The 15,737-nt window shown below is 33.9% G+C and carries 11 protein-coding genes; 4 read left to right on the top strand and 7 right to left on the bottom strand.

All coding sequences use genetic code 11. From position 1 onward, the window contains the following. The first annotated feature begins 21 nt into the window (after positions 1–21). Positions 22–435, top strand: coding sequence for a DUF6146 family protein (locus tag D3P13_RS08830; protein WP_117881481.1), 414 nt, complete (start codon positions 22–24; stop codon positions 433–435). Here the strand turns inward: D3P13_RS08830 and pckA are convergent. Both pckA and D3P13_RS08820 read right to left on the bottom strand, forming a co-directional pair. Further along, the gene (gene pckA / locus D3P13_RS08825; RefSeq protein ID WP_117881479.1) at positions 432–2,048 is read right to left on the bottom strand and encodes a phosphoenolpyruvate carboxykinase (ATP); all 1,617 of its coding nucleotides are present in this window, start codon (positions 2,046–2,048) and stop codon (positions 432–434) included. The genes D3P13_RS08830 and pckA overlap by 4 nt on opposite strands. Positions 2,049–2,116: 68 nt before the next feature. Continuing rightward, complete coding sequence (locus tag D3P13_RS08820; RefSeq protein WP_117881477.1) at positions 2,117–2,485, bottom strand: DUF423 domain-containing protein; 369 nt, start codon at positions 2,483–2,485, stop codon at positions 2,117–2,119. A 161-nt stretch (positions 2,486–2,646) separates the two neighbouring features. Here D3P13_RS08820 and D3P13_RS08815 point away from each other — a divergent pair, with 161 nt between their 5' ends. Next, positions 2,647–4,017, top strand: a complete 1,371-nt coding sequence (locus D3P13_RS08815; protein ID WP_117881475.1) for a saccharopine dehydrogenase family protein — start codon at positions 2,647–2,649, stop codon at positions 4,015–4,017. 127 nt (positions 4,018–4,144) lie between these two features. Here the strand turns inward: D3P13_RS08815 and D3P13_RS08810 are convergent, their stop codons facing one another. From D3P13_RS08810 to D3P13_RS08800, 3 genes are all read right to left on the bottom strand, one after another. Further along, on the bottom strand, positions 4,145–4,858 hold the full coding sequence (locus D3P13_RS08810) for a tRNA1(Val) (adenine(37)-N6)-methyltransferase (RefSeq protein WP_117881473.1): 714 nt from the start codon (positions 4,856–4,858) through the stop codon (positions 4,145–4,147). Then, on the bottom strand, positions 4,851–5,381 hold the full coding sequence (gene rimM, locus D3P13_RS08805) for a ribosome maturation factor RimM (RefSeq protein WP_117881471.1): 531 nt from the start codon (positions 5,379–5,381) through the stop codon (positions 4,851–4,853). Before rimM ends, D3P13_RS08810 begins: the two co-directional genes overlap by 8 nt. 63 nt (positions 5,382–5,444) lie before the next feature. After that, positions 5,445–6,038, bottom strand: a complete 594-nt coding sequence (locus D3P13_RS08800) for a 30S ribosomal protein S16 (protein WP_117881469.1) — start codon at positions 6,036–6,038, stop codon at positions 5,445–5,447. 238 nt (positions 6,039–6,276) lie between these two features. Between D3P13_RS08800 and kdsB the strand changes: the two genes are divergently transcribed. Next, entirely contained in the window at positions 6,277–7,029 is a 753-nt protein-coding gene (kdsB, locus tag D3P13_RS08795) for a 3-deoxy-manno-octulosonate cytidylyltransferase (RefSeq protein ID WP_117881466.1), read from the top strand. Positions 7,030–7,140: 111 nt separating this feature from the next. Here the strand turns inward: kdsB and D3P13_RS08790 are convergent, their stop codons facing one another. Beyond that, a complete protein-coding gene (locus tag D3P13_RS08790) occupies positions 7,141–9,918 on the bottom strand; it encodes a WD40/YVTN/BNR-like repeat-containing protein (RefSeq protein WP_117881464.1) in 2,778 nt (925 codons plus the stop codon). 311 nt (positions 9,919–10,229) lie between these two features. Between D3P13_RS08790 and dnaE the strand changes: the two genes are divergently transcribed. Further along, entirely contained in the window at positions 10,230–14,549 is a 4,320-nt protein-coding gene (dnaE, locus tag D3P13_RS08785; RefSeq protein ID WP_117881462.1) for a DNA polymerase III subunit alpha, read from the top strand. On the opposite strand, the gene D3P13_RS08780 is transcribed toward dnaE, so the two are convergent. After that, the gene (locus tag D3P13_RS08780) at positions 14,546–15,667 is read right to left on the bottom strand and encodes a Gfo/Idh/MocA family protein (RefSeq protein WP_117881460.1); all 1,122 of its coding nucleotides are present in this window, start codon (positions 15,665–15,667) and stop codon (positions 14,546–14,548) included. The two genes, dnaE and D3P13_RS08780, sit on opposite strands and share 4 nt — an antisense overlap. Positions 15,668–15,737: the final 70 nt, after the last annotated feature.

Below are 15,737 nucleotides of genomic sequence, written 5' to 3'. Positions count from 1 at the left end.
TTGTCAATAAATTATAAAATAATGAAAAATTTTATTTACGTTTTTGGGATACTCGGTTTTTTAATTGTGGGTTGTGGTACACAACAAACAACTACTTCTAATGAAGATAAAGAAGAACCTGTAAGAATTGCAAATGATAGTTTGGAGTATGAAATTACTATTATTGATCCAGGATTTACAAGTTATTTGATTTCTGCAAAACCGGAAAGTTATTATAGTCTAAGTACTTTAGAATCAAAAAATTGGGTTTATGTTATGGAGTGGAATAGTAGGTTTAGGAGTCCTACTAGATATAATACAAATATATATGAAAATGAAATTGACTACCAGCCCAATATAGATTATGGAATGGAAGTCAATTACAAGCTTTATCAGTATTTTCAGTTTGCACAGAAAAAATACAATATGCGATTAGGGTCTTTTCGGATTGATTAAAAAGCGAAACGTTGTGGACCACCACGTCTTATTTCTTCGTTGGCAATGGCTTCAAATTTGTCAAAATTTTCTCTAAAAGCATTTGATAATTTAAAGGCCATTTTATAATACGCTTCATCATCATTCCAAGTAGTTCGAGGACTTAAAACATCTGTGGGCACACCTGGGCAACTTCTTGGCTGAGCTACACCAAATACAGAATGAATATGGTAATCTTTATAATTGTAAGATCCTAAATCACCGTTTAATGCGGCATTGATCATTGCTCTTGTATATTTTAATTTCATTCGGGTACCAACCCCATAAGGGCCACCAGTCCATCCTGTATTTACCAACCAAACATTTACATTTGAATCTTTCATTTTTTTGCTTAACATTTCTGCGTATTTAGCAGGATGTAATGGCATAAAAGGAGCACCAAAACAGGCAGAAAAAGAAGGGACAGGTTCTGTAACCCCAGCTTCGGTTCCTGCAACTTTTGCCGTATAACCTGATATAAAATGATAAGCAGCTTGGTTTGGCAGTAAACGTGAAATTGGAGGTAAAACTCCAAAAGCATCAGCCGTTAGAAAGAATATATTTTTGGGGTTACCCGCTAGAGAAGGCGTTTTTATGTTTTTTATGTGATTGATAGGGTAACTAACTCGGGTGTTTTGTGTAATTGAAGTGTTTTCAAAATCAACTTCATTAGTACCGGCTTTGCATACCACGTTTTCTAATATCGCTCCAGACTTAATTGCTTTGAAAATATCGGGTTCATTTTCTTCAGAAAGATTAATAACCTTCGCATAGCAACCGCCTTCAAAATTAAAAATGGTGTTGTCTTTTGTCCAACCATGTTCATCATCGCCAATTAATTTACGATTAGGATCTGCAGACAATGTTGTTTTACCTGTGCCTGATAATCCGAAGAAAATTGCTGTTTCTCCATTTTCTCCAACATTTGATGAACAATGCATCGGTAATGTTTCTTTTTCAACAGGAAGGATAAAATTTAATGCAGAAAAAATTCCCTTCTTTATTTCACCAGTATAACCTGTACCGCCAATTAAAATAACTTTTCTTTTAAAATTTAAAATAGCGAAATTATGCTGGCGTGTACCATCTTCTTTAGCAACAGCCATAAAACTTGGGGCTTGTAATAGTAGCCAATCGGGTTGGAACAATTCCAATTCACTTTCCGTAGGTCTTAAAAACATATTGTAAGCAAATAAGTTAGACCAAGGAAGTTCAGTTATTATTCTAATGTTCATTCTATATCTGTCGTCAGCACAAGCATAGGCATCACGGGCATAGAGTTCTTTTCCTGATAAGTGCTTAATTACTTTATCATAAAGGCGGTCAAATTTTTCAGCTTCAAAAGGTATATTTATGTTACCCCACCAAACTTTATCTTCAGAAATCTCATCTTTTACGATAAATCGATCCTGAGGAGATCTTCCTGTAAACTCACCTGTGTTTACCATTAATGCTCCGGAATCAGCTATTTTACCTAAACCGTTATCAACGCAAATTTTTGTGAGTTCTTCGGGTGATGAGTTCCAATGTACATTGGCATTTTTTATGCCATATTTTTTTAATACTGCATTTACTGATTTTGTAGAATCTTTCATATTATGAGTTAGTTTGAACTACAAAATTAAGCAATATTACTTTTTACGAAAACGTTTTCGTAAAATTTTTATTTCTTAAGAAAGTTGAAAAACATAACAAGCCATCCTATAATAAATAATAAACCACCTAATGGGGTGATAAACCAAATAAGTTTAGGGTCAATACCACCCACTGTTATAGCGTAAATTGAGCCAGAAAATAATAAAATACCTAGGAAAAATAGCCAACTTATTGTTTGTCTACCTTTAGAACTGAAGCCAGAATAGGTGTTAACGAAAAGGAGTGCAAATACGTGATACATTTGATAGCGTACTCCTTTTTCATAACTCAGCAGGGCATCAGCTCCTAATTTTTCTTTTAGAGCGTGTGCACCAAAGGCACCTAGTACAATGGCAAGCATACCTAAAATGGCAGTAATTGATAAGTTTTTTTTCATTTTAAAAGGATTGTTCTATCACAAAAGTAGTACATATTTGTAACATCATACCTGCGATTGCTCTTAACGTTTTTTACTATTTTAATTCGAGAAAATGATACGCACTATTTTTGATTATGGTCAGTAATTTTTATACATTCGTGAATCAATTTTTTTAATCTATGCGTAACATTCTTATTATTGGTGCAGGTCGCTCATCTGCTTCACTTATCAACTATTTATTGGAAAAATCTGTAACTGAAAAATTACAGCTTACCATAGCAGATATTTCTATTGATTTAGCAGAGTCTATCATAAAAAATCATGAAAATGCGAAAGCGATTGTGCTTGATATTTTTGATGAAAAATCGAGAGTTTTAGCGATAAAAAATGCCGACATCGTAGTTTCAATGTTACCCGCAAGATTTCATATTGAAGTAGCTAAAGATTGTATTAGGTATAAAAAGAATATGGTTACTGCTTCTTATGTCTCTGACGAAATGAAAGCCTTAGATGCTGAGGTTAAAGCACAAGGGTTGGTCTTTATGAATGAGATTGGCTTGGATCCTGGAGTTGATCACATGAGTGCCATGAAAGTTATTGATAGGATTAGAGAAAACGACGCTAAAATGTTGTTGTTTGAATCATTTACAGGTGGTTTAGTGGCTCCTGAGAGTGATTCTAATTTGTGGAATTACAAATTTACATGGAACCCTAGAAATGTTGTTTTAGCTGGACAAGGCGGAGCTGCAAAATTTATACAAGAGGGTACTTATAAATATATACCGTATCATAAATTATTTAGAAGAACAGAAATATTGAATCTACCAAATGTTGGAAAGTTTGAAGCCTATGCCAACAGAGATTCCTTGAAATATATTAAAACTTATGGGTTAGAAAATATACTCACAATGTATAGAGGAACCATTAGACGTGTTGGTTTTTCAAGAGCTTGGAATTTGTTTGTACAGTTGGGTATGACAGATGATAGTTATACGTTAGAAGGTTCAGAGCATATGAGTTATCGTGAGTTTACAAACTCATTTTTAGCTTATAATCCTCATGATTCTGTCGAGTTAAAACTACGCTCTTATTTAAAAATTGACCAAGATGATATCATGTGGGAGAAATTATTAGAGTTAAATATTTTTGATCATACTATAAAAGTAGGGTTAAAAAATGCTACACCGGCTCAAGTATTGCAGAAAATACTAATGGATAGTTGGACTTTGAAAAAGGAGGACAAAGACATGATTGTAATGCAACATAAATTTGGTTACGAATATCAAAATGAAAAACGTCAAATAGAATCGACAATGGTCGTTATTGGTGAGGATCAAACTTTTACTGCGATGGCAAAGACGGTTGGCTTACCTGTTGCTATAGCTACTTTATTAATTCTAAATAAAAAGATTACGACGCCAGGTGTTCAAATACCAATAACCAAAGAGGTTTATGATCCTATTTTAAAAGAGTTAGAAAGTCATGGAATTGTGTTTAACGAAATTAAGACACCCTATTTAGGATATAACCCAGATGTTGTGATTGGGTAGTTAATATACACTGATTATTTAATAGAACAGAATTATACTGAACTCGTTTCGGCATCTAATTTTTTTTGTTATCTGCGTTGAGTGATACTTTTCTGAATTCAAAAAATCATGTATTCAATTAAGTAAATTACATTTTTAAATAAAAGTCTTTTACTAATTTAATATAAGTGTCCGTGTAGTGATGCCGAGCAGTTTCAATTACCAAGTCCTCCATTATTACTTCATTTTCTGTAAATGAAAATTCTAATAAACTTCTTTTAATATCAGAAGTTGGTGTGCCTTTAACGTTACAGATAATGTTGACGAAAAGGTTATGCTGTTTTGCTAATTTTATAAAATTTTTTTCTTCTTTATAGGGTATAATAACCGTAAAAACACCAGTGCTACTTAATAGTTTAGACACGGATTTGAGGAGTATATCAAAAGGTAATGAATCTGTGAAACGAGCTGTATTTCTAGCATTATCATCACTTTGAAACGCATCGTTATAAAATGGGGGGTTTGAAATTATCAAATCATAGTTATCATCCATTTCATTTGTAAATTCTTCCAAAGAAGCATGATAGCAAAATAATCGATCACCCCAAGGTGAGTTTTCAAAATTTTCAACGGCTTGTTCAAAAGCATTGTCATCAATTTCTATGGCATCAATTATTTCGGCATCACTTCGTTGAGCCAATTGTAATGCAATAACGCCAGTTCCCGTTCCAATATCTAATATTGATTCAGGATTGTGCTTTATAGAAGTCCAAGCTCCTAATAATACACCATCAGTGCCAATTTTCATTGCACATTGGTCTTGATTAATGGTGAATTGTTTGAATGAAAAGAGTTTATTCATCTAAATACATTTCAATTAATCCCTCAGGAGTTTCCACAACAATTTTTTTGTTAGCTCTATCTACTTTTTTTATAAAGTCATCTATCATTGGAATCAAAACTTCTTTGTCTCCATTTTCAATTATAAAAAGGGGCTGAGCTGTTTTGTCATTGACACCCACTAGACTACCAACGCTACCGTAATTTACATCTTCAATAGTAAACCCAATTACTTCGTGATAGTAAAATTTATTTCCAGTTAGTTTAGGTAATAAGGTTAAAGGTAGATACACACCACATTTCATAATAGAATCTGCATCTTCTTCTGTGGTAAAGTTTTCGAACTGTACACGGAGTTGATTACCTTTTTGTAAGAGGCTTTTTTCTATAAAAAAGGGAATAAAGTTATTACCAGCTTCTAAAAATACAGCATCCATATTTTGATACAAGTCTGGCTCATCTGTATCTAGCTTTATAACTACTTCTCCTTTAAAACTGTGTTTTCTAACTACTTTTCCTAAATAGAAACAATCTTTTTTTTGCATAATAAAAATTAAAAAGCCTGACAAAATTTGTCAGGCTTTAAATATAAGATATAATAAATAAATTTATTCTTCTTCTTTAGAAGCTTTTACTTCTTCAACTTTTTCAGCAACTGGTGCTTCATTAGCTTCAGCAGCAGCTTCGTCAATAGTTTGAGGAGCTTCTTCAACAGCTTCTTCAGCAGGAGCCTCAACTTCAGCTACTACAGGAGCAGGTGCGTTTTTAGCAATTCTTGCTTCGTTAGCTTCTTTTTCAGCTTCTAGAGCTTTAGCTTTAGCACTAGCGTCAGCTTTAGATAAGCCATCAACTTTAGCATCAACTCTTTTTGCTTTATCATCTAACCAAGCTTGGAATTTTTCTTCTGCTTGTTCTTCAGTTAAAGCACCTTTTCTAACACCACCAGCTAAATGATTTTTTAATAAAGCACCTTTATACGACAAAATTGCTTTTGCAGTATCAGTAGGTTGAGCTCCATTTTGTAACCATTTTACAGCACGATCAATATCTAAATTGATTGTTGCAGGATTAGTATTTGGGTTGTACGTTCCTAATTTTTCTAAAGACTTACCATCTCTTTTTGAACGAGCATCTGCTGCAACGATCCAATAGAATGGTTTTCCTTTTTTACCGTGTCTTTGTAATCTAATTTTTACTGGCATTTGTTGTTAATTATTTAAGGTACACGACCTTGATTATTAATGATTTATTCACTTTCTCGAAGTGGGCTGCAAATATACTACGTTTTTTTGTTATAAAGTATGTTGATAGCGTTTTTTTAATTCCCTTTCTCTTGATGAGAATTTTAGTTGTCTTTGGTCTGTAGTATGTTATAAATATAATCATTTGATTTTATAAATGAATTTTAATTGGCATATTTGTAAATACATAAAAAATATCATGAACATTTTAGGAATATTACCTGCCAGATATGGCTCCACAAGATTAGAAGGCAAACCTTTACTAGATATTTGTGGAAAACCCATGATTCAACGTGTTTACGAACAGGCCAAAAAAGCATTGACAGATGTTTTAGTTGCGACTGATGATAAGCGTATTGAAAAAGCGGTAAAGGCTTTTGGAGGCAATGTGGTCATGACTTCCGACAAGCATAATACAGGTACAAACCGGTGTTTAGAAGCATTTGAAATATTTAAATCTACTTCAGGAGTTGATTATGATGTCGTTATTAATATTCAAGGAGATGAACCTTTGTTAGAGCCAGAACAAATCAAACAAATCCTTTCTTGCTTTGATGATAAGTCAACCCAAATGGCAACCTTAGTTATTCCTGTAAAAGCTTCGGAAAACGTATTTGAAGGTGGTGTTTTTGTGGTGATGGATAAGAATAATAATGCCATGTATTTTAGCCGCTCTGTAATTCCTTTTGTACGTGATGCCGATAAAAACAATTGGCAGCAACAACATACTTTTTACAAACATGTAGGTATGTATGCGTTTACTCCTGTAGCTTTAGAAGAATTTGCTAATTTATCTCAGACCTCACTTGAAATTGCCGAATCTTTAGAGCAAAACCGCTGGTTAGAAAATGGAAATAAAATAAAAGTAGCCACCACAGAGTTTGAAACCATTGCAGTGGATACGTTGGAGGATTTAAATAAGGTTAGAAATATAATAACAAAAAAAAGTTAGTCACTTCACTTTTACACTCTAAAGCTGCCATAGTATGACTAATTAAAAATAACAAATTATGCGTTTTTTTTAATTTAGTTTATCAACTATTTGAGGGTTTGAAAAATGAGATTATTTAACCACCAACTTCTCCGTAACACTTTCCTTACCCTTAGAAACTCTCAACAAATACTCTCCTTTCGGTAAATAATACTTCCCGTTATCAGCCTTTTTTAGATCTATTTTTTTCTTGATAAAATAGCTTTTTAAACTCTTTTCAGAAACAGAGAAATCATAATCTTTAAAATTGAATCCACTATCTGTTTTTAAAGTTTCGCTGTACAACACATTTTTTTCGTCAGCCAATACTTCTAATTTAACAGTACCAGCGTTTGATGTAAAATAGGAAACTTCTATATTAGGTAGATATGGTTTTGAATACTGACTCCAAGAATTTCCCCAACGTGAAGAGTGTCTCATTTCAGGTAATTTAAAAAGAGCAATCGTTTTATTTTTTACATTGTTGTATTGTTGAAGTGTGGCAATATTTGCTTTGTAAAGTGAACGTCCATGTGTACCGATAATCAAATCTTTTTCTCGTTCTTGTATCACTAAATCGTGCACAGCAACTTTTGGAATTCCATTAGAAAACACTTGCCAATTTTGTCCTTTATCAAAACTTACAAAAACTTCATTGTCTGTTCCTAAATACAATATATTTTCATCGATAGGGTCTTCTTTAATTACGTTAATAGAATAATCTGGCAATCCGTTAGCAATAGATTTCCATGTGTTACCCATGTCTTCACTTACATAAGCATACGCTTTAAAATCATCACTTCTATATCCATTTAACGTAGCGTAAACACGATTTCTTTCATGTTGTGAAGCAATGACACGAGACACCCATAATCCTTGAGGTAAGTCATCAGAGATTTTTGACCAAGTAACACCGCCATCTTTTGTTAGCTGAATTAATCCATCATCAGAACCCGTATAGATCATCCCAAATTGAAAAGGACTTTCTGAAATTGTAGCTATGGTACCGAAAGGAACATTTCCTTTTTTGCCACCTGTCGTTAAGTCGCCCGAAATCACTTCAAAATTTTCACCTTTGTCCATTGAGCGTAACAATTTATTGGCGGCCATATATAAAATATCCTGATTGTGAGGAGATAATAAAATAGGTGTTTGCCAATTATAACGATATGGAGAATCGCCTAATTCGTGTTTTGGATTAAAGCTTAAACGCTCGCCAGTTTCTATATTAAGACGGGTGTAATAACCAAACTGAGATCCAGAATAGACAATATTGTCATCGCGACTATCAATTTGAACTTGCATGCCATCACCACCACCAATTCTTTTATAAGGATATTGTCCTGTGCCTTCCCAACTTTTAGAAGCTTTATATGTGCTAGGGCCATACCAAACACCATTATCTTGAAAACCACCGTAAACATTATAAGGTTTTTTATTATCAACATTTACATAATAATATTGCCCCACCGCAAGTGAGTTGTTTTTTGTCCAGTTTTCACCATCATCATAGGTAATGTTAACACCTCCGTCATTTCCATTAATAACATGACCGTTTAAGTTAGGGTTCACCCAAATTGCTTGATGATCTGAGTGTACATTTTCTTTACCAATTGATTCAAAAGTTTCACCACCATCAACTGATTTTAATAAAGGAACACCTCCTATATAAACTTTATCTTCATTTTTAGTATTTACTGCAATTAAACCAAAGTAATAACCATAAGAACTATAAAGACCATCTATAAAACCTTTGTGTGTTTTTGACCACGTTTTACCGCCATCTGTTGATTTGTAAACTTCTGCTCCAATAACTGGAGTGTCAAACATAACTGAATTAGCATCTGTTAAATAAACGGATAAATCGATCGGTTTTATACTACCATTTTCTACTTTTTCTTTCACACTTTTGGCCGTGTATTTTTTATCAAATCGATTGGCTTTTAAAAATTCGTCAAGTTTTTTAGTGTCAAGTTTTGAAAAATCAATAGTGCTCATGGTTTCAAAATCTTCCTTTTTCAAACCTTCAGATGTAACTTTTTTCTCAGCAGGTCTTCTGTTTTGATTATCTAATAAAGCATAAATAACGTCATCACTAAATGCAGCTAAGCCAATTCGGCCAACGCCACCATCAGATGGGAAGCCACTTTTGGCATCAGTCATTTTAGTCCAAGTAGAACCCGCATCTGTACTTTTATATATCGCTGAATGATCTCCGTCGCCATCAAAGTCCCATGCTTTTCTTGTTCTTTCCCAAGAAGCTGCATACATTATATCAGGATTGGTAGGAGAGACAGAAAGGTCTATTACACCCGTATTCTCATCAATAAATAGTACATTCTTCCACGATTTTCCACCATCTGTAGTTTTAAAAATACCACGTTCAGCATTTGAAGAATACAAATGTCCAATCACACCAACAACCACTTCATCAGTATTGTTTTTATTAATTATCACCCTACCAATATGATGCGAATCTGGTAGGCCAACGTTTGTCCAAATTTTACCTTTGTCGGTACTTTTTAAAATTCCAATTCCCGCATAAGAAGAACGTGAAGAATTACTTTCTCCGGTCCCAATATAAATAGTGCCTGAATTCCAATCAACAGCAACGTCGCCCATGTTTTGGGTTGGAGCCGTTTCGGTAACAGCAGTAAATGAAGTGCCATTATTATTTGTATACCATAAGCCTCCAGAAGCATAGGCTACATAAAATTCAGTAGGTTGGTCAGGGTTTACATCAAAATCTACCACGCGACCACTCATTACAGAGGGGCCAATATTAGTAAAAGGTACATTTTGGACTATAGATTGTCCGAAAAAATTAAAAGAAAGAAATAAGAAGAATAGAAAAAGGAAATTGTTTTTCATGTTGGTAGGTTTGTTTTGTCGATGTTCAAATATAAAGGTTTTTAAATTTAATTTTTGAACTAAAACTAAAGTAATACAACCTTTTAAATTATGAGTAGTATAAAGGGTTTGGTTTAAGGTTTTTTACTATCATGATTAAAAAATGTTTAAGTAGTCTATTCCAGCTATTCTCTCATGCAATTGACGTTAAAATTTCCTGTTAATAAAATCCTTAAAAATCTGATCAAAAAAAACAATTAAAACACTAATTTTAAACATTCGAAATAAGGGTAGTTTTAAACCCGTTCTCGCAATAAAAATCACTTCTATTTATGTACTTAATTTTTGACACCGAAACTACCGGATTGCCTAAAAAATGGAATGCCCCAATTACCGATACCGATAATTGGCCAAGGTGTGTACAGATAGCGTGGCAAACACATGATAAGTACGGTAAATTAATAGAAAGTCATGAGTATTTAATTAAACCAGAAGGGTTTAATATACCTTATGATGCGGAACAAATTCATGGTATTTCTACAGAATTAGCAGAAGCAAAAGGAGAAGAGTTAGATACCGTATTAAAGTTATTTAATGAAGCTCTTTCAAAAACAACTTTTGTAGTTGGTCAGAATGTTGGTTTTGACTTAAATATTATGGGTAGTGAATACTATCGTCAAGGAATTGAGACCCAGTTGAATGAATTACCACTGTTAGATACCTGTACTGAAAAAACAGCTACGTTGTGTCAAATTCCAGGAGGTAGAGGGGGTAAGTTTAAATTACCAACCTTAACAGAATTACACCAACATTTATTTAATGCTCCTTTCGCTGAAGCTCATAATGCTACTGCGGATGTTGAAGCCACCACACGATGCTTTTTTGAGCTGATTAGAAAACGTTTATATACCAAAGAAGAATTAGATGTTGATGCCAAGTATTTTGAGGAGTTTTCGAGAGAAAATCCTCAAGTAATTGAGCTGATAGGGCTTAAACATACCAACCTTAAAAAAGAGAGTAAGAAACTAAGAAAAAAGAGTGAAAAAACAGAGGGGCAATCTGGAAGTGCAGCATCTAATTCAGATATAAACTTAGATGATTTTGCATTTTCTCATTTACACAACCATTCTCAATTTTCCATTTTACAATCAACAGCGAGTATTAAAAAACTTGTTGAAACAGCAGTAAAAAACAAGATGCCAGCCGTAGGTTTAACGGATACTGGTAATATGATGGGGGCTTTTTACTTTGTAAAGGAAGCTTTAAGTAGTAATAAAAACAATGAGCATCAAATTAAACCGATTGTGGGTTGTGAATTTTTTGTTTGTGAAGATCATAAAAACAAATCCGTAAAGGATAATGGATACCAAATGGTTTTGTTGGCCAAAAATAAAAATGGATATCATAATTTAGCAAAAATGGCATCTACAGCTTATGTTGATGGTTTTTATTATGTACCCAGAATAGATAAAACCATTGTTGAAAAATACAAAGAAGATATCATTGTATTGAGTGGGAATATTTATGGGGAAATTGCCTCAAAGATTCTTAATATGGGTGAAAATCAAGCCGAGGAAGCATTGGTTTGGTGGAAAGATACCTTTGGAGATGATTTTTATATAGAATTAAATAACCATAATCAAGAAAATGAGCAACACGTAAATAATGTGTTGATTGATTTTTCAAAAAAACACGATATAAAATTAATAGCTGCTAACAACACCTATTACATTAATAAGTCAGATGCAGATTCGCATGATATTTTACTTTGTGTAAAAGATGGTGAAAAGGTAGCTACACCAAAGGGTAGGGGAAGAGGCTTCCGTTATGGTTTACCCAATGAGGAATATTATTTTAAGAGTCAAGAAGAGATGAAACAATTGTTTCGTCATACGCCTGAAGCCATTGTTAACATTGAAGAAATTGTCGATAAAATTGAAGTGTATACTTTGCAGCGTGATGTGTTACTTCCAAAATTTGACATTCCTGAACAGTTTGTAGATCCAAAAGATGCTGAAGATGGTGGCGTAAGAGGAGAAAATGCATTTTTAAAGCATTTAACTTTTGAAGGTGCTGAAAAACGATACGGAAAATTAGATAAAGAAAAGCAAGAACGTCTTGATTTTGAGTTAGAGATCATTGAAAAAACGGGATATCCAGGGTATTTCTTAATTGTATGGGATTTTATTCTCAAAGCGAGAGAAATGGGAGTTTCCGTAGGGCCAGGTCGTGGTTCTGCAGCAGGTTCAGCCGTAGCGTATTGTTTGTGGATTACAAATATTGACCCCATTAAGTATGACTTACTTTTTGAGCGTTTTTTAAATCCCGATCGTGTTTCGTTACCGGATATTGATATTGATTTTGATGATGAAGGGAGACAGCGAGTAATTGACTATGTAATAGATAAATACGGTGCCAATCAAGTGGCTCAAATTATTACATATGGTACAATGGCCGCGAAATCTTCTATAAGAGATACAGCGAGGGTATTAGATTTACCGTTATCAGATGCTGATAGGATCGCCAAATTAATTCCAAATACAAAATTGGCTAGCATTTTTGGAGACGATCCAAAAAGCATTGCCAAAATAAAAGCTTTACGAAGTGAAGAGGTTGTAAATGTAAATGAACTACGAAATTTAGCAGAGGGTCATGGTATTGTCGCTGAGACTATTATGCAAGCCGTTGCTTTAGAAGGGTCTGTTCGTAATACAGGTACGCACGCTTGTGGTGTCATTATTACCCCTGAAGATATTACCAATTTAATTCCCGTTGCAACAGCTAAAGGTTCTGATCTTTATGTAACTCAATTTGATAATAATGTTGTTGAAGATGCTGGCCTACTAAAAATGGATTTTTTAGGGTTAAAGACATTAACTTTAATTAAAGATGCTGTAAAAATAATTAAAGCCATACATGGGGTTGATTTAGACCCTGATGAATTTCCGTTAGATGATAAAAAGACATATGAGTTGTTTCAACGCGGAGAAACGGTAGGTATTTTTCAGTATGAATCGCCTGGAATGCAGAAGCATATGAAGTCTTTAAGACCAACTGAGTTTGCGGATTTAATTGCGATGAATGCCTTGTATAGACCAGGTCCAATGGAATATATACCTTTGTTTATTAATCGTAAACATGGTACAGAAGCTATTGAATATGACCTTCCAGAAATGGAAGAATACCTTAAGGAAACGTATGGGGTAACGGTGTACCAAGAGCAAGTGATGTTATTGTCTCAAAAATTAGCTGGGTTTACCAAAGGTGAAGCTGATGGTTTGCGTAAGGCCATGGGTAAAAAGATATTTGCTTTACTTGAAAAATTAAAACCTAAATTTATTGCAGGTGGTACTAAAAATGGACATCCAGAAGATGCATTAGAAAAAATTTGGAAAGACTGGGAAGCGTTTGCTGCTTATGCCTTTAACAAATCGCACTCTACATGTTATGCCTATATAGCATATCAAACGGCTTATTTAAAAGCACATTATCCTGCGGAATATATGGCAGCGGTATTGTCAAATAATATGAATGATATTAAGCAGGTTACGTTCTTTATGGATGAATGTAGACGTGCGGGGATTGAAGTGTTGAGTCCAGATGTTAACGAATCTTTTTACAAGTTTGCGGTAAATAATGAAGGTGCCATCCGTTTCGGAATGGGAGCTGTAAGAGGGGTTGGATCTAATGCTGTAGAAGCCATTGTTTCTGAGCGTAAAGAGAATGGTCCTTATACTTCGATTTTTGATATGGCCAAACGTGTAGATTTACGTTCTACAAACAAAAAAGCTTTTGACGGATTAGTATTAGCGGGTGCATTTGATTCATTTATAGAAACTCACAGAGCTCAATATTTTGAGCATGACGAACGTGGACAAACGTTTATTGAAAGAGCCATTCGCTTTGGAAATAAATACCAAGAAAATAAAAACTCAGCCCAGATTTCTATGTTTGGTGAAGCCTCTGAAATTCAATTTGAAGAACCTATAATTCCCGATTGTGAACCTTGGGGAGTTATGGAGAAATTGGCAAAAGAAAAAGAGATGATTGGTATCTATATTTCAGGCCACCCATTGGACGATTTTAAAACAGAAATAAAATATTTTTGCAATGCTCCTATCAGTTCCTTTAATGATTTACCAAGTTTAGTAAATAAAGATTTAACTATTGCGGGTATTGTTACTGATGTGCAACATAGAGTTTCAAAAAATGGTAAAGGCTGGGCATTATTTACAATTGAAGATTATTCAGAAGCCTATGAGTTTAGAATGTTTGGCGAGGAATATTTAAGGTATAAGCATTTTTTAATACCCAATTCTTTTTTACATGTCAAAATTTCTGTTCGTAAAGGATGGAGAGAGGGTGATGTACGTATGCAATTCAATAATATACAAATGTTACAAGATGTGTTAGACCTTTTGGCCAATAAGCTAACGTTACAATTAGATATATTAGAGCTTACGGACCAAAGAATAAATACCTTAGAAGAAATTTTAGAAGACCATAAAGGTAAAGACGTATTGAACTTTTTAGTATATGATCGTGAAGAAAAACTGAAGCTACAAATGCCTAGTAGATCTGCAAAAGTTAAAATATCTCAAGATTTATTGAATGAACTAGATACACGCAATTTGAGGTATAAATTGAATTAATTATTCAACTTTACTTTCTTTCCTGTTTTTGCACTTTTTTTAGCGGCATCTAAAATTTCAACCACAATCATATTGTTTTCTAATGAAGATAAGTCATATGGCGGTAACGTAATTTTATTTCGAACCACCGCTTCAAGCATTGAGAAAGGATCATCATAAGGAGCCAAACGAGATTCTAAAACATTTTTTTGCTCTTCCTCTTTTTCATTTAAACGGTAACGCATTGTTTTAGCATTGTCACTATATACGTATCCTGTTTTACCATAGATTTCCATGTCTTTTCTTGACACCGGCCAATTCCACGAAGCTTGAATAATACCTTGCATTTTAGGGTATTGTAAAATAATTGTCGCTTCATCATCTACATTTGGATAGATTTCTGGTTTTATGGTTTGGGTCATTGCGAATACGGCTTCTGGTTTTTTACCTTTTGTAAACCATGTAATTAAATTAGCACCGTAACAGCCAAAATCAACCAAGGCACCACCACCGTTAAGCACAGGGTCTGTAAGCCATTCTAAAAATTCTTTATTAATACCAATTTCTTTTGGTCCTTGATGCCCATCACGAACTACTATTTTTCTGAGAATTCCTATGTCACCGTTTTCGACCATTTCATAAGCCTTATGATTTGTAGCATACCATGTGGTCTCATAATTGGTCAATAAGTGAATATTATGTTTTTTGGCAAGAGCCTCCATTTTTTTCGCATGTTCCATACTTACTGCCAAAGGTTTTTCAACCATCACATGAATACCTAAAGGAGCACAAGTTTCGACTACTTCTAAATGTTTATAAATAGAACCGAAAGCAGTGACAGCTTCTGGTTTTGTCGCTTTAATCATGTCTTCCATGGTAGCAAAAACAATATCCATGGAGTATCCAAAATCTTTTGAGTAACGTTCTGCTAGGTCTTTATTGGGCTCTACAATTCCGACAATTTTTATATCTCCTTTATCTGGTCTGCTTAAAATCCAACCAACATGACTATGAGATAATCCTACAACGCCTATTTTAAGTGGTTTAGAATTCGTTTGACCTACCGAAAGCTCTGAATTCAATAAGAAAAATGAAAATATAACTAAGAATGGAGTATTAAAAGAGTTGTTGATTTTCATGCTAAGGGAATAAGTTCTTCTCAAATGTAGTGAAAAAATAAACCTCATAGGTTTTGAAGCTATGAGGTTA

Origin of the sequence: Aureibaculum luteum (genome assembly GCF_003449015.1) — a bacterium.
GTDB classification, from domain to species: domain Bacteria; phylum Bacteroidota; class Bacteroidia; order Flavobacteriales; family Flavobacteriaceae; genus Aureibaculum; species Aureibaculum luteum.
Note: the sequence above shows the minus strand (reverse complement) of the source record. Positions and strands in the feature narration are given on the sequence as shown.